General features: G+C 62.1%; 21 protein-coding genes. 13 read left to right on the top strand and 8 right to left on the bottom strand.

Translation table 11 applies throughout. The annotated features are described in order from the left end of the window. A partial coding sequence (locus tag N430_RS07075; RefSeq protein WP_116583636.1) for a type VI secretion system Vgr family protein occupies positions 1-986 on the bottom strand: 986 nt, incomplete at its 3' end. 367 nt (positions 987-1,353) lie between these two features. Here N430_RS07075 and N430_RS07080 point away from each other — a divergent pair. Next, the gene (locus N430_RS07080; protein WP_110635515.1) at positions 1,354-1,845 is read left to right on the top strand and encodes a GNAT family N-acetyltransferase; all 492 of its coding nucleotides are present in this window, start codon (positions 1,354-1,356) and stop codon (positions 1,843-1,845) included. An 18-nt stretch (positions 1,846-1,863) separates the two neighbouring features. Here N430_RS07080 and ppk2 read toward each other — a convergent pair whose 3' ends face one another. Next, the gene (gene ppk2, locus N430_RS07085; RefSeq protein WP_110635511.1) at positions 1,864-2,781 is read right to left on the bottom strand and encodes a polyphosphate kinase 2; all 918 of its coding nucleotides are present in this window, start codon (positions 2,779-2,781) and stop codon (positions 1,864-1,866) included. A 185-nt stretch (positions 2,782-2,966) separates the two neighbouring features. On the opposite strand from ppk2, the gene pstS reads away from it, so the two are divergent. The 6 genes from pstS to N430_RS07115 all read left to right on the top strand — a co-directional run bounded on the left by pstS (position 2,967) and on the right by N430_RS07115 (position 8,175). Further along, positions 2,967-3,995 (top strand): phosphate ABC transporter substrate-binding protein PstS, encoded by a 1,029-nt coding sequence (gene pstS / locus N430_RS07090; protein WP_110635508.1) that lies wholly within the window; start codon positions 2,967-2,969, stop codon positions 3,993-3,995. A gap of 72 nt (positions 3,996-4,067) precedes the next feature. Then, complete coding sequence (pstC, locus tag N430_RS07095) at positions 4,068-5,033, top strand: phosphate ABC transporter permease subunit PstC (protein ID WP_110635505.1); 966 nt, start codon at positions 4,068-4,070, stop codon at positions 5,031-5,033. Beyond that, on the top strand, positions 5,033-5,926 hold the full coding sequence (gene pstA, locus N430_RS07100; protein WP_103447793.1) for a phosphate ABC transporter permease PstA: 894 nt from the start codon (positions 5,033-5,035) through the stop codon (positions 5,924-5,926). Before pstC ends, pstA begins: the two co-directional genes overlap by 1 nt. A gap of 49 nt (positions 5,927-5,975) precedes the next feature. Next, positions 5,976-6,761 carry a phosphate ABC transporter ATP-binding protein PstB gene (gene pstB / locus N430_RS07105; RefSeq protein ID WP_027918791.1) on the top strand — a complete coding sequence of 262 codons (786 nt, stop codon included), beginning with the start codon at positions 5,976-5,978 and terminating at the stop codon, positions 6,759-6,761. A gap of 95 nt (positions 6,762-6,856) precedes the next feature. Continuing rightward, positions 6,857-7,555, top strand: a complete 699-nt coding sequence (locus N430_RS07110; RefSeq protein ID WP_110635502.1) for a hypothetical protein — start codon at positions 6,857-6,859, stop codon at positions 7,553-7,555. After that, complete coding sequence (locus N430_RS07115; protein ID WP_110635499.1) at positions 7,555-8,175, top strand: hypothetical protein; 621 nt, start codon at positions 7,555-7,557, stop codon at positions 8,173-8,175. Before N430_RS07110 ends, N430_RS07115 begins: the two co-directional genes overlap by 1 nt. A 336-nt stretch (positions 8,176-8,511) precedes the next feature. Here the strand turns inward: N430_RS07115 and N430_RS07125 are convergent, their stop codons facing one another. Then, on the bottom strand, positions 8,512-10,032 hold the full coding sequence (locus N430_RS07125) for an NCS1 family nucleobase:cation symporter-1 (protein WP_110635496.1): 1,521 nt from the start codon (positions 10,030-10,032) through the stop codon (positions 8,512-8,514). 318 nt (positions 10,033-10,350) lie between these two features. Between N430_RS07125 and N430_RS07130 the strand changes: the two genes are divergently transcribed. Both N430_RS07130 and N430_RS07135 read left to right on the top strand, forming a co-directional pair. Further along, entirely contained in the window at positions 10,351-11,385 is a 1,035-nt protein-coding gene (locus tag N430_RS07130) for a L,D-transpeptidase (protein WP_110635492.1), read from the top strand. 90 nt (positions 11,386-11,475) lie between these two features. Then, positions 11,476-12,192: a murein L,D-transpeptidase catalytic domain family protein gene (locus N430_RS07135; RefSeq protein WP_110635489.1), complete on the top strand. Its 717-nt coding sequence runs from the start codon at positions 11,476-11,478 to the stop codon at positions 12,190-12,192. Between the two features lie 51 nt (positions 12,193-12,243). On the opposite strand, the gene N430_RS07140 is transcribed toward N430_RS07135, so the two are convergent. From N430_RS07140 to N430_RS07150, 3 genes are read right to left on the bottom strand one after another with little or no spacing between them, the layout of a single operon-like run. Further along, complete coding sequence (locus N430_RS07140) at positions 12,244-12,714, bottom strand: arsenate reductase ArsC (protein WP_110635486.1); 471 nt, start codon at positions 12,712-12,714, stop codon at positions 12,244-12,246. Positions 12,715-12,741: 27 nt separating this feature from the next. Next, a complete protein-coding gene (locus N430_RS07145; protein ID WP_110635483.1) occupies positions 12,742-14,025 on the bottom strand; it encodes an arsenic transporter in 1,284 nt (427 codons plus the stop codon). Positions 14,026-14,046: 21 nt separating this feature from the next. Next, on the bottom strand, positions 14,047-14,394 hold the full coding sequence (locus N430_RS07150) for a metalloregulator ArsR/SmtB family transcription factor (protein ID WP_110635480.1): 348 nt from the start codon (positions 14,392-14,394) through the stop codon (positions 14,047-14,049). A gap of 232 nt (positions 14,395-14,626) precedes the next feature. Here N430_RS07150 and N430_RS07155 point away from each other — a divergent pair, with 232 nt between their 5' ends. From N430_RS07155 to N430_RS07170, 4 genes are all read left to right on the top strand, one after another. Further along, on the top strand, positions 14,627-16,243 hold the full coding sequence (locus N430_RS07155) for a BCCT family transporter (protein WP_110635477.1): 1,617 nt from the start codon (positions 14,627-14,629) through the stop codon (positions 16,241-16,243). Between the two features lie 136 nt (positions 16,244-16,379). After that, entirely contained in the window at positions 16,380-17,498 is a 1,119-nt protein-coding gene (locus N430_RS07160; protein ID WP_110635474.1) for an aromatic ring-hydroxylating dioxygenase subunit alpha, read from the top strand. A 111-nt stretch (positions 17,499-17,609) separates the two neighbouring features. Next, positions 17,610-18,569 (top strand): PDR/VanB family oxidoreductase, encoded by a 960-nt coding sequence (locus N430_RS07165; protein WP_110635471.1) that lies wholly within the window; start codon positions 17,610-17,612, stop codon positions 18,567-18,569. Positions 18,570-18,667: 98 nt separating this feature from the next. Then, on the top strand, positions 18,668-19,756 hold the full coding sequence (locus tag N430_RS07170) for a helix-turn-helix transcriptional regulator (RefSeq protein ID WP_110635468.1): 1,089 nt from the start codon (positions 18,668-18,670) through the stop codon (positions 19,754-19,756). A gap of 53 nt (positions 19,757-19,809) precedes the next feature. On the opposite strand, the gene N430_RS07175 is transcribed toward N430_RS07170, so the two are convergent. Next, positions 19,810-20,259: a GNAT family N-acetyltransferase gene (locus tag N430_RS07175; protein ID WP_110635464.1), complete on the bottom strand. Its 450-nt coding sequence runs from the start codon at positions 20,257-20,259 to the stop codon at positions 19,810-19,812. Between the two features lie 335 nt (positions 20,260-20,594). After that, positions 20,595-21,956 carry a cytosine permease gene (locus N430_RS07185; RefSeq protein WP_110635459.1) on the bottom strand — a complete coding sequence of 454 codons (1,362 nt, stop codon included), beginning with the start codon at positions 21,954-21,956 and terminating at the stop codon, positions 20,595-20,597. Positions 21,957-21,958: the final 2 nt, after the last annotated feature.

Here is a 21,958-nt window from a genome sequence, read left to right on the forward strand (position 1 = left end):
TCCTCCACGGGACCGGTCTGGTGGCTCGGGTGTTGCAGCAGTTCGAAGCTGTAGCCGGGGCGCATGGCGCGGCAGTTGCTGGCGCCCTCGAACTGTTTGCCGGCCAGCTCCAGCGCTTCCACGCGCCGGCGCAACAACGCCTCGCCTTCATCAGACGTGCTGTGGGTGTACTGGCCGGGGTCGTAGATTTCGAAGCGCTGCACGGCGCCTTGCTCGTTGAGGCTGCGCATGGCCACCGGCAGGCGGTTGCGTGGCTGGCGGTAGTCGAAGGTCTGCACGGCCATGCTGCCGGCCTGCAGCTGGCGGTGGCCGCACCACTGGGTGATGGAGTCGGCGGTTTCGGTGACCGAGGCGCTGTGGAAGCGGATCTGCGCTTGCTCTGGGAGTGCGTCGAGCACGGTGGAGTCGTCGCTGATGACCAGGGTGTGGCCTTCGAGGCTGTGCTCGAACCAATAGAACAGCCCGGCTTCATCCAGCAGGCGCTGAACGAAGTTGAGGTCGCTTTCGCGGTACTGGGTGAGGTAGGTGTGGCGTTTCTGCAGCTGACTCAGGCGCAAGTCGTAGTCGGCATAGGCCGGGTACAGGGCGAAGACGTCTGCAAGCACCTCATCGACCGTGCAGTTCTGGAAGATGCGCGTGTCGGTGCGGTGCCTGAGCATCGTCAGCCAGGGGCTGAGGGTTGCGCCGTAACGGTCCAGCGCACCGTCGCTACCCTGGCTGGCAAAGCGCGTGAAGTAGCCGTTGATGAATCGCGGCGCAGCATCGGCCAGCTCGATCTCGAGGCTGACCTGCTGGCCGAGCATTGATTTCAGCGGCAGCTGCGGTGCATCGCAGATCAGCAGCAGTTCGTAGGTAAAAGGCTCCGACAGGCTTTCGGTGCCCCGGAAGCTTTCCAGCAGCAGTGGCTGATCGGGGTCGGTCAGGTGGTGGAACTTGAACAGTCGGCGATGCTGCGACAACAGGCGTTCGGCCAGGTCCATGAACATTGCAATCTCCTTGCGAACTCGAAGCGCTCGTAGGTTAGGGCAATGATCGCGGGGTCCACAATGAACGCGGTGTTGAGGAAAAAATGCGTTTGTAGGACCGCGAAACCGGGTGATTTCCCGCTTTCCTACACAGCGTGCGAGCCCCCAGGCGCCACCCCAGCAACGGCGCTACTTTGCGGCAGATGTGTGCCGACAAGGACTTCGCCCTCGCTTACCGGTGAAATGCTCTCAAAGGGTCCCGCTGAATCAGGGGGGTTACAAATTAGCCGCCATTCGCTCCGTGGCAGGCCATGAAAAAGAATGCGGGATTTGCGGCTCGGCTCAATTACCCTATCGACATCGTCATTTCATTTACGGATGCCTGCCCATGAGCAATACCTCATTCCGCCAACCCGTCATCGCGGACGCCGAGCGCTGCTTCGCGATCGAAATCGGTGCCTACGAGGGTGACGAAGCAGCCACGCTGGAGAAGATCCGCACGCGCATCAGCCAATACCCTGAAGGCTTCCTGCTGCTCGAAGACCCCCATGGCATCGTCGGCTTCATCAACAGCGGTTGCGCCCACGACGTGGTGATGTCCGACGAGGCATTCAAGGAGCTGGTCGGCCATGACCCGCAGGCACCCAACGTGGTGATCATGTCGGTGGTGGTGGACACGGCCCACCAGGGCAAGGGCTACGCCAAGCGGCTGATGAGCGAGTTCATCAGCCGCATGAGGGCGCAGGGCAAACAGACCATCCACCTGATGTGCAAGGAGCAGCACGTCGAGCTGTACCGCAAGATGGGCTACCAGTATGTGCGGCCTTCGCCCTCGGACCACGGTGGCATGGCCTGGCATGAAATGGTCATGGCGCTCTGAGCCAGCCAGCGCCCGGTATCAGTAGACCTGCGGCACGATGATGTCGGTCGGGGTCGGGTTGCGGATGTAGTCCTCTTTCCTGACCCGCTGCGGCAGCTCGATCGTCGGCACCTGTACTTCTTCATAGGGCATTTGCCCGAGCAGGTGGTGGATGCAGTTGAGCCTGGCCTTCTTCTTGTCATCGGCCTGCACCACCCACCAGGGCGCTTCGGCGATGTGGGTGCGCTCAAGCATCACTTCCTTGGCCTTGGTGTAGGCCTCCCAGCGCCGGCGTGACTCCAGGTCCATGGGGCTGAGCTTCCATTGCTTGAGCGGGTCGTGCACGCGGCTGAGAAAACGCAGGTGCTGTTCCTGGTCGGAAATGGAGAACCAGTACTTGATCAGCTGGATGCCCGAGCGGGCGAGCATGCGCTCGAACTCCGGCACGCTGCGGAAGAACTCCTCGTACTGGTCGTCGTTGCAAAAGCCCATGACCTTCTCGACGCCCGCGCGGTTGTACCAGCTGCGGTCGAACAGCACGATCTCGCCGGCCGCCGGCAAATGTGAAACGTAACGCTGGAAGTACCACTGCGTGCGTTCCCGGTCATTGGGGGCCGGCAGCGCTGCCACCCGGCATACACGGGGGTTGAGGCGCTGGGTGATGCGCTTGATCACGCCGCCCTTGCCAGCGGCATCACGGCCTTCGAACAGGATCACCACCTTGTGGCCGGTCTTGACCACCCAGCTCTGCAGTTTCACCAGTTCGCCCTGCAGGCGGAACAGTTCGCGGAAGTAGGTCCGGCGTGCGGCCTTTTCGCTGCCTTCTTCTATATGGGTATCAAACAGCGCATCGAGGTCATGGTCGTCCTCGATCAGTTCCAGCTCCAGCTCTTCATCACTGTGGTCCAGCAGCTCGCGATGGATGCGCCTGATCAAGGTGTGTTCGGTGGGGGACATGGCTGGCACTCGCGTCGGGGGATGATGGCAATGTGTTTAGTCATATTTGGTTACCACGGAATGACAACCCATTGCCGTTCAGCCCCGATCTAGAGGGGGTGAATACATCGACTGCCATTCAACAGTCACAAAGCTGTAACACAGCTGATGCAAAGTGTGCTGGCCATCACACGGAGCGCTTTTCCATGATACGCCTCATGAAGTCTGCTGCACTTGCCGTTGCGGTTTCTCTGTCTGCCACTTCGGCCTTTGCCGCAGACAACGTTCGCCTGACCGGTTCCGGCGCGAGCTTCCCAGCACCGATCTACCTGACCTGGTTCAAGGACTTCAGCAAGAACACTGCTGGCGTCACCGTTGACTACCAGTCCAAGGGTAGCGGCGCAGGCGTTCAGGACTTTCTGAACAAGACCGTCGATTTCGCCGCCAGCGACTCGGCCATGAGTCAAGAAGACATCGCCAAGGTCCGCGAAGGCGTGCAACTCCTGCCGATGACCGCCGGTGAAATCGTTCTGGCCTACAACCTGCCGGGCAACCCGAAAGGCCTGAAGCTGCCACGCGATGTGTACTCCAACATCTTCCTGGGCAAGATCACCAAGTGGAACGACCCACAGATCGTCAAGGCCAACCCAGGCATGAAGCTGCCTGACCTGCCGATCACCGTGGTCGTGCGTGCCGACTCCAGCGGTACCAACGCCGTCTTCACCAAGCACCTGTCGGCCATCAACGCCGACTTCAAGAAAGACCTGGGTGAAGGCAACACCGTCAACTGGCCGGCCACCGACAAGTTCATCAAGTCGCCGAAGAACGACGGCGTGACCGCCACCGTTCGCCAGACCCCAGGCGCCATCGGCTACATCGAATACGGCTTCGCCAAGCTGGCCAAGGTCGACTTCGCCGAGCTGGAAAACAAGGCTGGCAAATACGTCGTGCCTAACGCCGAGAGCGGTGCCGAGGCTCTGGCTGCGGTGAAAATGCCGGAAAACCTGATCGCTCACCTGCCAGACCCGGAAGGTGCCAAGTCCTACCCGATCACTTCCTATACCTGGATGATCTTCCGCAAGGACAACGGCAGCCCGGAAAAGGCCAAGGCCATGCGTGACATGGTCGAGTACGGCCTGACCCACGGTCAGAAGATTGCCGACTCGATGGGCTACATCCCGCTGCCTCCGTCGGTTGTCGACGAAGTGCGCAAAGCGTCGCAGAGCATCCAGTAACACCCTCAGGCGCTCCCGGCGTGGCGTGACAGCCGTGCCGGGAGTGTTTGCCCCTTGTCCCGGAATAAGACAATGAACACACCTTTTGCCATACCGGATAATCCAGACTCCGCGTGCCAGCCGCCGTCCGCCAAGGACTTCCTGGTTGACCGCACCTTCCGTGCCCTTGCACGTATCGGTGTGGTGCTGATTCTCGCGCTGGTTTTCGCGTTGGTATATGAAGTAGGACGCAAAGCACTTCCAGGAATGGAAAAGCACGGTTTCGACGTGCTGTTCGGCAGTGTGTGGGACGTCAACCAGGGCAAATACGGCATTCTGCCGGCCATCTGGGGCACGCTTTACAGCGCCCTGATCGCCTTGTTGATCGCAGGTTTCTTCGGCGTCAGCATGGCCATTTTCCTTACCCAGGATTTCTTGCCGGCGAGGCTCGCCGCGGTGTTTCGCACCATCGTCGAGCTGCTCGCCGCCATCCCCAGCGTCGTCTATGGCCTGTGGGGTATCTATGTCGTGATTCCGGCCATCCGGCCGCTGACCGCCTGGCTGAACAGCGAGCTGGGCTGGATCCCGTTCTTCGGCACCTCCCTGAGTGGCCCCGGCCTGCTGCCGGCGGCGTTGGTGCTGGCGATCATGATCCTGCCGACCATTGCCGCGGTTTCCCAGGATGCGCTGACCAGCGTGCCGATGAAGACCAAGCAGGCTGCCTACGGCATGGGCACCACCCATTGGGAAGCCATCCTCAAGGTCATGGTGCCATCGGCCGCCACCGGCATCTTCGGTTCCCTGGTGCTGGGCCTTGGCCGCGCACTGGGCGAAACCATGGCCCTGGCGATGCTGGTCGGTAACGCCAACACCATCACCCTGTCCCTGTTTGCCCCGGCCAACACGCTGGCAGCCTTGCTGGCGCTGAACTTCCCGGAAGCCGGGCCGAACGAGATCGAGGTGCTGATGTACGCAGCACTGGTGCTGATGTTCATCACCTTGCTGGTGAACGTGTTCGGTTCGATGATCATGCTCTACGCCCAGCGGGGTAACAAATAATGACTGACCTCTCTGCAGCCACTACCGCGCTGCCCAGCCTGCAGCGCCGCTTCGAAGGCCGCGCCCTGCGCAGCCTGGTGCTGACCTCCACGGTCTGGTGCGTGGCCCTGCTGGCCAGCGTGCCGCTGATTTCCGTGCTGTACATGCTGATCACCCGTGGCGGTGCGCGCCTGAGCCTGGAAGTGTTCACCGAGTTGCCACCCACCGGTTTCGAGATGGGCGGTGGTTTCGGTAACGCCCTGGCCGGTACCTTCGTCATGGTCGGCATCGCCGCAGCCATCGCGGTACCGGTCGGCATCCTGGCGGCGGTGTTCCTTGCCGAACTCGGCCCTGAGAGCAAGCTGGCCAACGCCTCGCGCTTCGCCGCCAAAATGCTCACCGGCCTGCCGTCGATCCTCGCCGGTGTATTCGCCTACGCCCTGGTGGTGATGACCACCGGTACCTACTCGGCCCCGGCCGGTGGCGTGGCACTGGCCGTGCTGATGCTGCCGATCGTCGTGCTGACCGCTGAAGAAGCCATGAAGATGGTGCCCAAGATCATGAAGGACGCCGCCTACGGCATGGGCTGCACCCGCGCCCAGGTGATCTGGAAGATCGTCCTGCCGACCGGCATGCCGGCCATCCTCACCGGCGTCATGCTGGCGGTGGCCCGCGCTGCGGGTGAAACGGCACCGCTGCTGTTCACCGCGCTGTTCAGCAACTACTGGATCTACCACGACGGCAGCCTGGCCGTCATGAACCCCACGGCATCGCTTGCCGTACTGATCTACAACTTCTCCGGCATGCCGTTCGACAACCAGCTGGAGCTCGCCTGGGCGGCCTCGCTGGTGTTGGTGATGATCGTGCTGGTAGTCAACATTCTTAGCCGAATCTTCGGCAAGCCAAAGTATTGAAAGGGAGCATTCGACCGTGAACGTATCAACTGCACAGAGAGCCGCTCCCATGGTCAGCGAAGCGCCAATCGTCATGGACTGCAAGCTGGACAAGATTTTCTACGGCAACTTCATGGCCGTGCGTGACAGCCATGTTCCGATCCGCAAGAACGAGATCACCGGCTTCATCGGCCCGTCCGGCTGCGGCAAGAGTACCGTGCTGCGCAGCCTCAACCGCATGAACGACCTGGTCAAAGGCTTCCGCTTCGAAGGCCATGTGCACTTCCTCGGCCAGGATGTCTACGGCAAGGGCGTGGACCCTGTAGTGGTGCGCCGCTACATCGGCATGGTGTTCCAGCAGCCGAACCCGTTCTCCATGAGCATCTTCGACAACGTCGCCTTCGGCCTGCGCCTGAACCGCTACAAGGGCGACATCGGTGACCGCGTCAAGCACGCCCTGCAAGGCGCGGCACTCTGGGATGAAGTGAAGGACAAGCTCAAGGTCAGCGGCCTGTCGCTGTCCGGCGGCCAGCAGCAGCGCCTGTGCATCGCCCGTGCCATCGCCACCGAGCCAGAAGTGCTGCTGCTCGACGAGCCGTGCTCGGCACTCGACCCGATCGCCACCCGCCGCGTCGAAGAGCTGATGGTCGAACTGAAGAAGGACTACACCATCGCCCTGGTGACCCACAACATGCAGCAGGCTATCCGTGTGGCCGACACCACCGCGTTCTTCTCGGTGGATATCTCCCAGGGCACCCGTACCGGTTACCTGGTGGAGATGGGCCCGACCACGCAGATTTTCCAGAATCCGCGTGAGCAGCTGACCAGTGACTACATCAGCGGCAAGTTCAGCTGATTCAGTCGGCACCCGCCAGGCGACCCGCCCCGCAGGCCAGGAAGGCCGAGCGGGGTGGGTCGCTTTCACAGTTGTACTGTTTCAAGAGATTACCAATGGATGCGACATGTCGTCTTGACCTGCCCGCGGTAGAGCGTGCACTGCGCGAGGTGCAGGGCCGTTTTGCCGAGCTCAGCCAGCATTTCACCGAGCCGCGTGACCCGTTCACCGACGAGGTGCTGCTCAATGTGCTTGAAGGCTATGCCTTGATTGACGACTATGTCGCACGGGGTGTGGACCTGTTCGACCTGCAGCAGCTGAACCTGATGCTGGAGATCAACGCCACTGTGCTCTGCGGCAGTGATCCGGCGCGCCGCCGCGAGTTCGCGCCACACCTCGAGGCCACCGAGGCACGCTTTTTCAACAACGTGGAAGGCGGCATCAAGGATCTGTACAACTGGTATTGCTCGTACCGCAGCGAGTCGATCTGGAAGCGCGCAGCCGGTGTTTATGTACGCATCCTCAGTAAGCCGCAGTTGTTCATCGAAGGGAACAATCGCACGGGGTCGCTCATCGTCAGCTATCTGCTGATGCGTGCCGGGCTGCCGCCGTTCGTGCTGACGCTCGACAACGCCGAGGGCTATTTCAACCCGTCCTCGGTCATTCGCAACTCCGCCAAGCATGGTGTGAAAGCTTTGTACGAATTGCCCAAGATCAAGAAAAAGTATGCGGCCTTCCTGGAAGCTAAGGCGCCTGAACCCGACAAGTTCTTCCTGCGCGGCACCTGCCCGCCAGCTCGTCAGGGGAGCCGATGATGGAAAGGTATTCGATGCTGGAGCAAGGCAAGGCCGGTGGCCGACGTGCGTGGAAAGCCATCGGGCGCAAATTCAAGCGCCCGCAGATGCGCATTTCCTTCGATATCGATGACACGCTCGCCTGCCTGCCGCACCACGCCGATGAAGAGGAGAGCAAGCTGCCGGTGTTCGTGCACCGCTGGCTGGGCGAGCCGCTGCGCAGCGGCACCCGTTCGCTGATGCGCGACCTGCGCCGCCAGGGCTGCAGCATCTGGATCTACACCTCGTCGGGCCGCACACCAGCCTATATCCGGCGCTGGCTGATGCTCTACGGCATCCATGTCGACGGCGTGGTCAACAGTGATCGCCACCAGCATGCCCTGTCGCAGCATGGGCTCGAGAACACCCCCTCGAAATACCCGCCGGCATTCGACATCGACTTGCATGTCGACGATTCCGAAGGGGTCGGGATCGAGGGCTTCGACCACGGCTTCCGCGTGGTCGTGGTCAACCCGGAAGATGACAGCTGGGCGCAGAAGGTGATGGATGCAGCGCAGCAGGTGCAGGCTCAGCTGGCCTGGCAGCAACCGCACCGCTACGAGGCACCGGTGCGTCGGCCTGAGCAAGCGCTGGCCTCCTGACCGCCTCTATCGGCATTGGATTTGTAGCGCCTGTGAGATCGAGCGCCGCCCGCGCGGCGCATCGCGGGCAAGCCCGCTCCCACATCTGTTTCGGGCCAATCACTCCTATGAAGCCAACAGGGACCGCCTTGTTGGCATGTCAATGCATCTCGGTGGGTGCTGATGCCGCTCCACCTGTCTTCAGTCATGCACCAAGGCGGATCCTGTTGGCGGCACAGGAGTGATTGGCCCGAAACAGATGTGGGAGCGGGCTTGCCCGCGATGCGCCGCGCGGGCGGCGCTCGATCTATGCCTCACCTCCAATCTCCAGGCAGGCACTTGCTTTACCGGCTCTGATCAGTGATGCGCGGCGTCCACGGCGATGTTTTCGCCAGACACTTCCTGATACCGGGCACTGCGGTTGGCGATGGCGTAGTGGATCAGCCCGCCCAGCCCGGCACCGAAGAACCAGGAGAACTGCGACAGCGTCTCGAACGCCGGCACCAGCGCCAGCAGGATGGCAATCAGCGACGCCGGGATGAACGCCGCCACGGCGCGCAGGTTGACCCCGCCCTGGTAGTGATAGGCGGCTTGCGGGCTTTCGCTGTACAGCTCCGGCAGGTTCACCCGACCACGGCGCACCAGGTAGTAGTCGGTGACCATGATGCCGTACAGCGGGCCGAGCAGGGCGCCCAGGCCGCCGAGGAAGTACACGATCACCGATGGGCTGTTGTACAGGTGCCAGGGCAGGATCACCACCGCGATGGTGGCGCTGAGCAAGCCGGCGCGGCGGAAGTTCAGTACCTTGGGTGCCAGGTTGGTCAGCACGAAGGCCGGGGCGACGAAGTTGGCCATGATGTTCACCGCCACGGTGACCAGCAGGAAGGCCAGGCAGGCCAGCACCAGGCCGGCGGTGTTGGGGATGGCGGCGACGATTTCGCTCGGGCTCTGCACCAGCTTGCCGTCGATGCTGAACTGCGCACCGGCGAGCACCACGGCGATCAGCGCGAAGCCCAGCATGTTCACCGGCAGGCCCCAGAAGTTACCCACGCTGATGGTGCGACGATCCGGGCAGTTACGCGTGAAATCGCAGAAGTTGAGGATCATCGTGCCGTACAGCGACACCCACAGCGCGGCGGCACCGAACACTTTCAGCCACATGCCGGAGCCGGTCGGCGCGTTGCCGCTGGACCAGGCAATCGACAGGCCGCTGCGCCAGTACATCCAGCCCGCCAGGCCGCTGAAGGCGACCAGGATGATTGGCCCGGCGACGGATTCGAAGCGGCGTACCATCTCCATGCCGTAGGCGAAGATCGCCACCTGCACGCACCAGATGCCAAGGAAGGTGACCCAGCCCAGGGTCGACAGGCCGAGGATAGCGTTCTGGTCGTAGGCGTTGAGGTCTGGCGCGATGGCGGTGAGCAGCACGCGCAGGACCACCGAGGCAAGGTAGGTCTGGATGCCGAACCAGGCGATGGCGATCACCGCGCGGATCAGTGCCGGGATCTGCGCACCGTGGATGCCAAAGCTGATCCGGCACATGACGGGGTAGGGCAGGCCGGTCTTCTGCCCCATGTAGCCGGACAGGTTCATCAGGCCGTAGATCAGCAGCGCGCCCAGCGCGAAGGCGGCGAGGATCTGCGCGCCGCTCATGCCCAGGGCGAACAGGCCGATAGCGAAGGTATAGTTGGCGATGTTGTGCACATCGTTGGTCCACAGCGCAAACAGGCTGTAGCGCCCCCAGGTGCGGTTGGCCGCGCGGGTCGGTGCGAGGTCGGTACTGTACAGGCGAGGGCTCAGCTGCGACTCAATGGACCCGGCCGTTGCGGCGGGGCGATCGGCAAGCTGGCCAACATCGGAACGGGAAATCGACGCCATCGGAACTCCGTGATGGTTGTGTACTTTTATTGTTTGTATTTGTATACAAACAAGATTCGTACCAATCCCTGAGCGTGAAGAGCGCCGGGAGTTCTGTGGGAGCGGCTTTAGCCGCGAAGCAGGCGACGCGGTGCCTGGCACCGGCTTTGCCGGTGTTCGCGGCTAAAGCCGCTCCCACAGGTTATGCGCGTTGAGCTGGGAATTTTGTGCACACTTTGGTGCAGTGTTGTTACCGCCCCGCCCACGCGAGAGCGCTCAGGTGGCTTGCGGGGCATGTTCCGCATAAGCTGAGGGCAGGATGCCATGAGGATCAGGTCGATGTTGCATGTACCGCTCGCGCTGGGTCTGTTGCTTGCCACCCCCCTGGTCGAGGCCGCGCCGCTGAAGGTGCCCACCCCGGCTGCACTCAGAAGTCAGCTCGACAGCCTCAAGCCTGGCCAGTTTCTCTGGTATCCGCAGGTCTCGCCGGTGGGGCCGGTGACCGTGGTGGTCAGTCTCACCGAGCAACGTGCCTATGTTTATCGCAACGGCATCGCCATTGGCGTCAGCACCGTGAGCAGCGGCAAGGCCGGGCGGGAAACCCCCACCGGGGTATTCAGCATTCTGCAGAAGAAAGTCGAGCACAAATCCAGCCTCTACAACAGCGCACCGATGCCTTATATGGAGCGGCTGACCTGGGACGGCATTGCCCTGCACGCGGGCCACCTGCCGGGCTACCCGGCCTCCCATGGTTGCGTGCGCCTGCCGCTGGAGTTCGCCAAGAAGCTCTATGAGGTCACCGGCTTCAGTTCGACCACCGTCATCGTTTCCGATACCCAAAGTGCACCGGTGGAGGTCTACCACCCCGGCGTGCTGGCGCCCACGGTCAGCGCGGGCAAGGCCCAGGGCCCGCTGGTATTGAGCAACCAGCAGTTCTGGAACGACCCGGATCCAACGTCAGGGCCGCTGTCGATCCTGATCAGTCGCGCCGACCTGCGTGCCTACGTGTATCGCGGTGGCCAGCTGATCGGTTCGGCGCCAGCACTGTCGCTAGAAAACAGCAAGCACCGCAGTGGCATGGCGGTGTATTCGCTGCTGCAAAAACCTTCCGCCCTGGCGCTCGATGGCGCGCTACCCTTACGGTGGTCGGTGGTTGGCCTGAGCAACCCGGAGTACGGGGATACGCCCTATGAACAACTGGGGCAATTGAACATCAACCCGGAGTTCCGCCACCATCTTCGTGCAGCGATGGACGTCGGCACCATGTTGGTGATCACCGATTGGGCGTCCACCCGGGATACCCGCAGCGACGGAAAATTCACTGTGATCACCACCGACGACAGTGAAGAACTTAAGCCATTGGTCAAAAAATGATCGGCAATCCCGAAGAATTCAAGCAAAGTGGTGGCTTTTTGGCCGCAAGCCAGCTGACTTTTTGCTGACAGGCCTTTACCGGGGTAGTCCATGTCGATGTTTGAACCCTTTCGGGGAGCTTTCCGGCTCTCGGTGGCCAGTTTTGGCCTGTTTTTCCTCAGCGCCTGGCAAATCGCCCACGCGCAACCCCTGCCCAGCGCCGCCGAGTTGCAGCAGCTGGCACCCAACGCCAGCCTGTCGGCGCTGGGCATGGCCCTCACGGCCTACGCCTGCGCCAGCCATGGCGAGGCGGGCAAGCTGCTGACGGTAATCGATTACTCCAAGGCCTCGCGCGACAAGCGCCTGTGGGTGTTCGACCTGCGTGCGCGCAAGCTGTTGTTCGAGGAGTGGGTCGCCCACGGCAAGAACAGCGGCGCCGATGTGCCGACCACGTTCTCCAACGCCCCGAACAGCTACCAATCGTCCATCGGCCTGTATGAAACCGGCCAGATATACAGCGGCAAGCACGGCCGCTCGCTGCGCCTGCAGGGGCTGGAGCCAGGGTTCAACGACAACAGCATGTCGCGGGCGATTGTCATGCATGCCGCCGCCTATGCCGACCCCAAGGTGGTGCCCGGCCTCGGTCGCCTGGGGCGCAGCCAGGGCTGCCCAGCCGTGCGGCCGGCCATTGCCGGCAAGCTGATCGACACGCTGCAACGCGGCAGCTATGTGTTTGCCTATTACCCGCAGCAGGACTGGCTGAAGAAATCGCGTTTCCTCAATGCCCAGAGCTGCCCGCTGGCGAGCCAATCGATCGCCAGCAAGTAACGGGAGGACTGCGCTCGGATCGAGCGCCGGTTCACCCGGGCCGATAGCTGTTCAAAGCGTACCGATGCGATCCAGCGCATGCTTGAGCTGGTCGCGGTCGAGGTGATCGAAAGGCAGGGCGAAGAAGGCCTGGCAGCGAGCTTCGATGCGGGCCAGCGTGGCGCGGAATGCAGCGTCGACCGACGTTTCGTCAGCCACGACATCGGACGGATCCTCCAGCCCCCAGTGCGACTTCAGTGCAGGGCCGAAATACACCGGGCAAGCTTCGCCAGCAGCCTTGTCGCACACGGTGATGACGATATCGGGAGGGCAACCCTCGAATGCGTCATTGCCCTTGCTGCTCAGCCCATCGGTCGAGATCCCTGCATGCTGCAGGGTGGTCAGGCTGCGGGGCAACACTTGGCCCTTCGGAAAGCTGCCGGAACTGACGGCTTCAAATCCGTGGGGCGCAAGGTGATTGAACATGGCCTCGGAAAGGATGCTGCGGCAGCTGTTGGCCGTGCACATGAACAGGACTCGCATGGGGGCTCCTCCGCTTCGTGGCGGATGTCAGAGGCTCAGGCGCAATGCCAGGGCCGAAAGGGTGATCAACAGCACCGGCAGCGTCAGCAGGATGCCGACCTTGAAGTAGTAACCCCAGGTGATGCGCATGCCCTTGCGCTCCAGCACGTGCAGCCAGAGCAGCGTGGCGAGGCTGCCGATGGGGGTGATTTTCGGGCCGAGGTCGCAGCCGATGACGTTGGCGTAGATCATCGCCTCACGCACCAGCCCTTGCGCCTCGCTGGCCTGGATCGACAAGGCGCCGACCAGCACGCTGGGCATGTTGTTCATGACCGAGGACAGCAAGGCAGCAATCAACCCGGTGCCGATGGCGGCACTCCACAGCCCCTGCTGCGCAAGGCGATCGAGCAGGTGGGTGAGCATGTCGGTGAGGCCGGCATTCTTCAGCCCGTAGACCACCAGGTACATACCTAGAGAGAAGATCACCACCTGCCAGGGCGCTTCGCGCAGTACCCGGCGGGTCGAGATGCGATGCCCGCGAGCGGCGACGGCAAAGAGGATCGCCGCGCAAGCTGCGGCTACCGCGCTGATCGGGATACCCAGTGGTTCCAGGGCGAACAGGCCGATCAGCAGCACCAGCAGCACCCAGCCACCGACGTTGAAGGTCGCGCGGTCATGAATCGCTTCGCTTGGCGTCTTCAAGGCCGCGACCGTGTACTGCCTCGGGATATCACGGCGGAAGAACAGGAACAGCACCAGCAGGGTTGCGGCCACGCTGGCGAAATTCACCGGCACCATCACCGAGGCGTATTCGCTGAAACCCAGCCTGAAGTAGTCGGCCGAGACGATGTTCACCAGGTTGGAGACCACCAGCGGCAGGCTCGCCGTATCGGCGATGAAGCCAGCCGCCATGACGAAGGCCAGCGTCGCAGCAGGCGAGAAACGCAGCGCGAGCAGCATCGACATGACGATAGGTGTGAGGATCAGCGCCGCACCGTCATTGGCGAACAGCGCCGACACAGCAGCGCCGAGCAGCACGCAGAAGGCGAACAGGCGGTAACCGCTGCCGTTTGCCCAGCGCGCCACGTGGAGCGCGGCCCACTCGAAGAAACCGGCCTCGTCCAGCAGCAGGCTGATGATGATGACGGCGATGAAGGTGGCGGTGGCGTTCCAGACAATGGCCCATACCGTCGGGATGTCGTGCAGCGAAACGGCACCCGCCGCCAGGGCGATGAGGGCGCCGAGCGCGGCACTCCAGCCAACGCCAAGCCCCTTCGGTTGCCAGATGACCAGGATGAGGGTGAAAACAAAGACGGCAATGGCGACCAGCATGAAGATCTCGCTCGGTGATGATCAGCAGCAGGCAGCGTCACGAACGGGGCGGCCGTCCATGTTCTGCAGGCGCAAGGTGTTTTCCGCCAACCATTGCACGTTGGCTTGCAGTGTCGCCTGCAAGATCTCGTGTACCCAGGCGGGCAGTTCCGGGTTGAGGCGGTAATACACCCATTGCCCCTGGCGGCGATCCAGCAGCATGCCGCTGCTGCGCAGTTGCGCCAGATGGCGACTGATCTTCGGCTGGCTGTCGTTCAGCGCACACATCAATTCGCAAACGCAGAGTTCACCCAAGCCAGCGATCAGCAGGGTGGCGCGTGTGCGGGTTTCATCGGACAGGCACTTGAAGACATCGGTTGGAGTGAGCATGGCAGCTCCAATACATATGGAAATCCGAATATACGAATTTCCATATGTAAATTGCAACCCCTGCATTGAAGCAGGCCGAAGATGAAAGGCGCTTGCGAAAGCTGAAAATTGTCCGCAAACTGTTAACCAAGGGATTGCAGTTAACCAATGGTTACGACGCTAGGGAGAGCGTCCTCATCCCGAGCCTGCGTTGGATGTGACAAAAAAACAAAAACGTCCTGGGAGTCACTTGATGTCTTACCTCAACAAAAAGGTCGATGTGTTCCTCATCAGCATGAGCCTGATCGCGGTCCTGTTGACGGTGGTTGGCCTGGCCGCCTTCCCCGAGCAGGCCGGCATTGCTGCCAATCAACTGTTCGAATGGTCCACTCGCTCCTTTGGTACCGCGGTGCAACTGCTGATCTTCGCCAGCACCATTGCTGTGCTGGGCATCGCCTTCAGCAAGTACGGCAACATCCGCCTCGGCGCCGGCAAGCCGGAATACGCCACCCTGACCTGGGTGTTCATGTTCATCTGCGCCGGCATGGGCTCCTCGACCCTCTACTGGGGCGTGATGGAGTGGGCTTACTACTACCAGACCCCCGGCCTGAACATTGCCGCGCAGTCCCGCGAAGCCCTGGAATACAGCGTTGGCTACTCGTTCTTCCACTGGGGTATCAGCGCCTGGTCGATCTACGCCCTGGCGTCGCTGGCCATGGCTTACCACTTCCACGTGCGCAAGAAGAGCGGCCTGAACCTGGCCTCGATCGTCGAGGCGGTCACCGGGCTCAAGGCCACCGGGCCGGTGGGCCGGCTTGTCGACCTGATCTTCCTGCTGACCATGATGGGCGCGCTGACCGTGTCCCTGGCACTGACCGCTTCGACCCTGACCCGCGGCCTGTCGGGCTTGGTGGGTACACCTGACACCTTCACCGTGCAGGTCATGCTGATCGGGGTGATTGCGGTGCTGTTCTCGCTGAGTTCCTACATCGGCATTGACGGCGGGCTGCAGAAACTCAGCAAGATCGTCTGCTATGGCGCGCTGGTGTTCGCCGCCGTGGTGCTGCTGGTCGGCCCGACCCAGTTCACCATCAACAACACGGCCAACGGCATTGGCCTGATGATCCAGAACTACGTGCACATGAGCCTGTTCACCGACCCGGCCGGGGAGGGCGAATTCACCCGCAACTGGACCGTGTTCTACTGGCTGTGGTGGGTGTCGTATGCACCTGGCGTCGCGATGTTCGTCACCCGCGTATCGCGTGGCCGGCAGATCAAGGAAGTGGTGCTCGCGCTGATCATGGGCGGCAGCGTCGGCTGCTGGTTCTTCTTCGGCGCGATGGAAAGCTACAGCATGCACCAGTTCATCACCGGTGCCATCGATGTACCGAAGATCCTCACCGAACAGGGCGGTGAAAGTGCCGTTGAAGCGGTGGTCATGGGCCTGCCATGGGGCAAGGTGTTCATGGCCGTGTACCTGTTCATCATGGCGGTGTTTTGTGCCTCGCACATGGACGCTGCCGCCTACGCCGTCGCCGCCACCAGCACCCGCAACCTGCAGGACGGTGAAGACCCATCGCCCACTCATCGCCTGTTCTGGTGCGTGACCCTGACCCTGGTGCCGCTGGCCATGTTGTTTGCCAAGGCGTCGCTGTCCACCATGAAGACAGCCGTGGTGCTTACCGCCATTCCGTTCACCGTGATCCTGCTGATCAAGGTGTATGGCTTCTTCAAATGGATGTTGGCCGACTACGGCTCTATGCCGGCCCATCGTATCGAGGAAGAAGCCGCCGCCCTGGCGCGCGAAGAGCAACCGGTCAGCGAACGCCAGCTGGCCCAGCCAATCGCTGCAGCCGCCGAACCGGCTTGATGATCTTTTCCTGCGCGGTGTCGCCCTGACCCTCGGTTGAGACCGCAGCAGGCTTTTTTTTGCCTGATCTGTTAACTGATAGATGCCAGTTAACTGTAAATTACAAGATGCGCAACGCGCAGCCTGGAGACAAGAGATGACCAAGTTCCAACGCCTGCCTGCCGATTTCTGCAGCGACCACGAAAAAGCGTTCACCATTCCGGCCACGTACTACACCAGCAAGGAGGTCTTCGAGCACGAGAAGGAGCAGATCTTCGCCAAGAGCTGGATCTGCGTCGGCCATCGCAGCGAAGTGGCGGAGAACAACGCCTACATCACCCGCGAAGTGATTGGCGAGAGCATCATCGTCATCCGAGGCCGCGACAGCGTGCTGCGTGCGTTCTACAACGTCTGCCCGCACCGCGGCCACCAACTGCTCGAAGGCAGCGGCAAGGCCAAGAACGTGATCGCCTGCCCGTACCACGCCTGGACCTTCAAGCTCGACGGCGACCTGACCCACGTGCGCAACTGCGACCAGGTCGAGGCATTCGACAAGGGTGACTACAGCCTCGTCCAGCTGCGCGTCGAAGAGTATGCAGGCTTCATCTACATCAACATGGACAATGCCGCGGGCTCTGTGGAAGAGCAGCTGCCCGGCCTGCAACAGCGCATGCGCGAAGCCTGCAGCGTCATCGACGACCTGCAACTGGCGGCACGCTTCGTCAGCCACACCCCGGCCAACTGGAAGTCGATCGTCGACAACTACCTGGAGTGCTACCACTGTGGCCCGGCGCACCCAAGTTTCGCCGACTCGGTGGACGTCGGCCAGTACGGCCACACCCTGCACGGCAACTGGACGCTGCAGTACGGCGTGGCCAAGTCGTCCGAGCAGTCGTTCAAGGTTGACGAGTCGGTCACCGACCCGTCCTTCGCAGGCTTCTGGGCCTGGCCGTGCACGATGTTCAACGTGCCGCCGGGGGCCAACTTCATGACCTGCATCTATGAGTTCCCGGTCGATGCCGAGACCACCTTGCAGCACTACGACATCTATTTCCTGAACAAGGACATCACCCCGGAGCAGCAAGTGCTGATCGACTGGTACCGCGAAGTGTTCCGTCCGGAAGACCTGCGCCTGGTCGAGAGCGTGCAGAAGGGCCTGAAGTCGCGGGGCTACCGTGGCCAGGGCCGGATCATGGTCGACAAGGAGCGCTCCGGCATCAGCGAACACGGCATCGCTCACTTCCACAACCTGATTGCGGTTGCCCACCTGGACTGACCCAGCGCCCCGGCAGAAAAGGGCGGGGCTTGTACATACCTATCGTTGATTTCGGATCGAGCAATGACCAGGGCGGCGGGGCCGCCGCCCTGTGCGGAGTTGAGGTGCAAGATGGCCAGTGTTTACGAGATGTTCAGTGTGCGGGTGCTCGAGGTTGAACAGGCGACGCCACAAATCAAGCGCTTCACCCTTGCGCGCGCCGATGGCCAGCCCATGCCGGCCTTCACCGGTGGCAGCCACGTGATCGTGAAGATGGCGGAAGGCCTCAGCAACGCGTATTCCTTGATGAGCGACCCCAGGGACCTGTCGCACTACCAGATCGGCGTGCGCCTGGAAGAGCAGTCCAAGGGCGGTTCGGCCTTCATGCACGGGCAGGTCGAAGTCGGTAGCGAGCTGACCATCTCGACGCCGAACAACCTGTTCGCGCTCGATGCCGCGGCCGGCAAACATGTGATGATCGCCGGTGGCATCGGCATCACCCCCTTCCTGTCGCAACTCCACGAACTGGAAGGCGGCGCCACGCCCTACGAGCTGCACTACGCCTTCCGCAGCCCCGATCACGGCGCCTTCCACGGGCAACTGGTGGATGGCCCGCATGCCGCGAGTGTCAATGTATACGTCGACAGCCTCGGGCGTCGCCTGGACCTGCAAGCACTGTTTGCCGGCATGAGCGAGGACGCGCACGTCTATGTGTGCGGCCCCAAGCCGTTGATCGATGCGGTGGTGGAGGGGGCCAAGGCGGCGGGCATTGCCGATGCCCGCGTGCATTTCGAGCAGTTCGCGGCCACCCCGGCAGCCGGCGGTGCCTTCACCCTGGTGCTGGGCAAGTCCGGTCGCGAGCTGCAGGTCGAGGAGGGCATGACCATCATTCAGGCCATCGAGAACGTCAAGGCCGCCCAGGTCGAATGCCTGTGCCGGGAAGGCGTTTGCGGTACCTGTGAAACGGCCATCCTCGAAGGCGAAGCCGAGCACTTCGACCAGTACCTCTCCGATGAAGAGAAAGCGTCCCAGCAGACCCTGATGATCTGCGTCTCCAGGGCCCGTGGTTCACGGTTGGTCATCGACCTCTGAACCCCCGCTCCAGGTCAAGGGCTTGCCAGGCATGTCTGTCATCCATCGGTTGACAGATGTGTATACTGGCAGCCAAGCCCTCCCTGGACCGCCCCCTCATGCAGGAAAACAGCTTCGCCTTCCGCCTCAAGGAACTGCTGGAACACAACAAGCTGACGCTGCAGGCAGTCGGTACCGCCCTCGGTATCTCCCGCACCGCTGTCCACAAATGGACCAAGGGCGGGGAAATCGACTACGACAACCTGCGCAAGCTCGCCGACTTCCTGCGGGTGAACTGGATCTGGCTGCGCTATGGCCAGGAGGCCCTGAGCAGCGTGCAGCATGCGGAGCCCGTCGAACTGCCGATGACCGACCTGCGCCGCCGCTACGCCGCCGAGATCATGGAAAACGAAGCCCGCATGAAGCTTGCCCAGGAAGCCGCGCGGATCGTGACCTGGGAATGGAACCTGATCAGCGACGAGTTGACCTACTCACCGAACGTCGAGGACGTTTACGGCTGGACCATCAGCGCGAACGAAGACTTCTGGAGCCATCTCCCCGAGGAGGACGTCGAGGCGATGCAGGCGATGTACGACCGCATCATCCGCTCGGGTGAAAACTGCGAATACGATTACCGGATGTCCCAGCCCGACGGCAGCGTGCGCTGGATCTCGTCGCGCTCGACGGTGGTCCACGACGCGGCAGGCCGGCCGATCAAGATCGTCGGCATCAGCATGGACAACACCGCGCGCAAGCTGACAGAGGAAGCGCTGCGCACCAGCGAGGAGCGCTTCCGCTCGATCTTCGAACTGAGCGAAGGCGCGCTCGCCTTCATTCATCTGGATGGCCGCTTGCAGCGCGTCAACGACAGCCTGTGTGCACTGCTCGGCTACAGCCAGCAGGATTTGTGCGCGCTGAATTTCCAACAGATCACCCACCCCGATGACCTGCAGGCCAACCTGAGCCTGCTGGTGCAGTTGCTGGCAGGCTCGATCAACCGCTACGTGGTCGAAAAGCGCGTACGTTGCGGCGATGGCAGCTACAAGTGGGTGAGGGTGCGGACCTCCATCCAGCGCCAGGGCGATGGCGCTGCCGATTACCTCATCAGCGTTTTCGAAGACATCCACGCGGCCAAGGTGGAGCAGCAGGCGTTGCTGATGAAAATCGAAGCCTTGGAGTCGCAGCTGGCGGGTAGCCCGATTTCCTAGGGCACTGACAACAGAGCCTTGGGCGGTGTTTGCTCAGGGACCGAAGGCGCCATTCAATTGCTCAGTCGCTTCTCCATTGGCTGATAGATCAGTCCAGCAACCTCGCCGACTGCCCCTGCCAGTGCAAAACCGTAACGTTCATAAGCTGCCACTGAAGACAGCGACGCCCTGACGGTGACTACGTTGGCCCTGGCCTGCTGCAGCGCCGAACTCATCAGGCGCTTGCCAATACCGCGGCGCTGCCAGGCTGGCGCAACGAACAGCATCGCTACATGGCGCCCTTCCTTGAGTTCAATAAGCCCGGCCAGGGTCCCTTCTACGATACAAACCAGTGTCAGGTTGTCACCAGCCATTCGTTCAGCTAATGCCTCCTGTGCAGCAATCTTGGTGAATGTTGCCACTCCCTGGGCCGAGACCGAGGGGGCAACCGCCAGCATGAACGACTCAAGGCACAAGGCATTGGCGCTTGGCAGGTCTTCGTGAGTCATCTTTCGTATTTGCATGGTCGTCCTCCGTGACTTGAGTTGGGTATTTCTACCGCGAAAGATCTGATTTTGCGATGGGCAGCAACCTCACCAAGAGGCTGAAGGTTCCTGACCAGCAGACGCTGAAAAATAACTGGTTTCGTGAGCGCGATGCGCACTCTGTGGGAGCGGGCGTGTCGAACCGCCGCGAACACCGGCGCAGCCGGTGCCAGACTCCGCGTTGAATTCTTCGCGGGCACGCCCGCTCCCACAAAGATTGCTGTCCCGCTCACCGGCAGCAACGGGTCGAAATCGGCCGCTCGAAAGCTTGCGCGGCTCCCGCAAGAGCCGCGCAAGCCTTGAGTGCCGCATTATCAGGTCTTGACGGTGCCGGTCGCCACAGCCTTGCGCTTGCTCATCAGTACGTAATAGCAGGCTGCCGGGAACAGCAGCCCCACCAACCAAGCCAGGTCGATGCCCTGCAGCGAAGCTGCGACCGGCCCGACGTAGAGGGAGGTGTTCATGAACGGAATCTCCAGCGCGATGGTGGCGAGGAACACGCCCACCGCGATCCAGTTGACCCGGCCGTAGATGCCCGACGGGTCGAAGATATCGGCAATCTGGTAAACCCCTTTACGCAGCGCGTAGTAGTCCACCAGGTTGATCGCCGTCCAGGGGATCAAAAAGTAGCTCATGAAAAAGATGAAGTTCAGGAAGAACTGGATGAAGTCATCCTGGGCCAACGTGCACAACGCCGTCGCCAACCCACAGATCACCAGCATGAAGCCTGCGCGTACCCCGGGGGTGACCTTCAGCGCCGCGAACGGCTCGATCACTGTTACCGTCGACATGAAGGCGCCATACAGGTTGAACACGTTGATCGCGATCTGCCCGTAGAGCACGAACGCCACCGCCAGCAAGGTGCTGCCACCGAGCACGCCGAGCAGTTGCAGGCCGACGTTGTCGGAAAAGCCGGCGATGGCCTTGGCCAGCACCGCACCCAGCAGCATCATCCAGCTGCCGCCGATGACCGTGCCCGCGTAGCTGTACCAGAACACCTGCCGTGTGGACGTGCGGGTTGGCAGATAGCGCGAGTAGTCGGCCACGTAAGGCGCATAGGACAACTGCCAGGTCACTGCGATGCTCACCGAGGCGAGGAAGCTGGCCAGGTTGAAGCCTTGCGCAGACCATTGGCCAGCGTCCATCGGCAACGCCAGGGCGAGCAGGGTGGCGATGCCGAAGACCGCGATCGACAGCAACGACAGCAGCTTCTGCAGTCGGTGGATAAGCTGATAGCCGAACAGCGCCACCAGGAAGCACAGGCCGCCGAGCAGGGCGATGTTGCCGCCGTTGCCGAACGGGCTGGCACTGGCGATGGCCTGGGCGGCCAGCAGCGTGTTGCTGACGAAGAACCCCAGGTAGATGAGCATCACGAACAGCAACGGCACGATGGCGCCGAACACGCCGAACTGCGCGCGGCTCTGGATCATCTGCGGGATGCCCAGGCGCGGGCCCTGTGCGGAATGCGAGGCCATGAAGATCGCGCCGATCAACGAGCCGAGCAGAATCGACAGCGCGCTCCAGAACAGGTTGAGCCCCATGCTGATCGGCAGCACACCGGCAGCCACCGTGGTGATGTTGGCGTTGGCGCCAAACCAGACGAAGAACAGTGAGCGCGGTTCGCCATGGCGTTCGGCTTCCGGGATGAAGTCGATGCTTCTTTTCTCTACTTTCATGT

The organism is Pseudomonas sp. CC120222-01a, assembly GCF_003097235.1.
Lineage (GTDB): Bacteria > Pseudomonadota > Gammaproteobacteria > Pseudomonadales > Pseudomonadaceae > Aquipseudomonas.

Coding starts and splice junctions, on each gene's coding strand:
- N430_RS07170 (WP_110635468.1), top strand. CDS start 18,668: ATGCAGGAAAACAGCTTCGCCTTCCGCCTCAAGGAACTGCTGGAACAC.
- N430_RS07160 (WP_110635474.1), top strand. CDS start 16,380: ATGACCAAGTTCCAACGCCTGCCTGCCGATTTCTGCAGCGACCACGAA.
- N430_RS07130 (WP_110635492.1), top strand. CDS start 10,351: ATGTTGCATGTACCGCTCGCGCTGGGTCTGTTGCTTGCCACCCCCCTG.
- N430_RS07125 (WP_110635496.1), bottom strand. CDS start 10,032: ATGGCGTCGATTTCCCGTTCCGATGTTGGCCAGCTTGCCGATCGCCCC.
- pstA (WP_103447793.1), top strand. CDS start 5,033: ATGACTGACCTCTCTGCAGCCACTACCGCGCTGCCCAGCCTGCAGCGC.
- N430_RS07155 (WP_110635477.1), top strand. CDS start 14,627: ATGTCTTACCTCAACAAAAAGGTCGATGTGTTCCTCATCAGCATGAGC.
- N430_RS07165 (WP_110635471.1), top strand. CDS start 17,610: ATGGCCAGTGTTTACGAGATGTTCAGTGTGCGGGTGCTCGAGGTTGAA.
- N430_RS07150 (WP_110635480.1), bottom strand. CDS start 14,394: ATGCTCACTCCAACCGATGTCTTCAAGTGCCTGTCCGATGAAACCCGC.
- N430_RS07185 (WP_110635459.1), bottom strand. CDS start 21,956: ATGAAAGTAGAGAAAAGAAGCATCGACTTCATCCCGGAAGCCGAACGC.
- N430_RS07110 (WP_110635502.1), top strand. CDS start 6,857: ATGGATGCGACATGTCGTCTTGACCTGCCCGCGGTAGAGCGTGCACTG.
- N430_RS07175 (WP_110635464.1), bottom strand. CDS start 20,259: ATGCAAATACGAAAGATGACTCACGAAGACCTGCCAAGCGCCAATGCC.
- pstC (WP_110635505.1), top strand. CDS start 4,068: ATGAACACACCTTTTGCCATACCGGATAATCCAGACTCCGCGTGCCAG.
- pstS (WP_110635508.1), top strand. CDS start 2,967: ATGATACGCCTCATGAAGTCTGCTGCACTTGCCGTTGCGGTTTCTCTG.
- pstB (WP_027918791.1), top strand. CDS start 5,976: ATGGTCAGCGAAGCGCCAATCGTCATGGACTGCAAGCTGGACAAGATT.
- ppk2 (WP_110635511.1), bottom strand. CDS start 2,781: ATGTCCCCCACCGAACACACCTTGATCAGGCGCATCCATCGCGAGCTG.
- N430_RS07080 (WP_110635515.1), top strand. CDS start 1,354: ATGAGCAATACCTCATTCCGCCAACCCGTCATCGCGGACGCCGAGCGC.
- N430_RS07115 (WP_110635499.1), top strand. CDS start 7,555: ATGGAAAGGTATTCGATGCTGGAGCAAGGCAAGGCCGGTGGCCGACGT.
- N430_RS07145 (WP_110635483.1), bottom strand. CDS start 14,025: ATGCTGGTCGCCATTGCCGTCTTTGTTTTCACCCTCATCCTGGTCATC.
- N430_RS07135 (WP_110635489.1), top strand. CDS start 11,476: ATGTCGATGTTTGAACCCTTTCGGGGAGCTTTCCGGCTCTCGGTGGCC.
- N430_RS07140 (WP_110635486.1), bottom strand. CDS start 12,714: ATGCGAGTCCTGTTCATGTGCACGGCCAACAGCTGCCGCAGCATCCTT.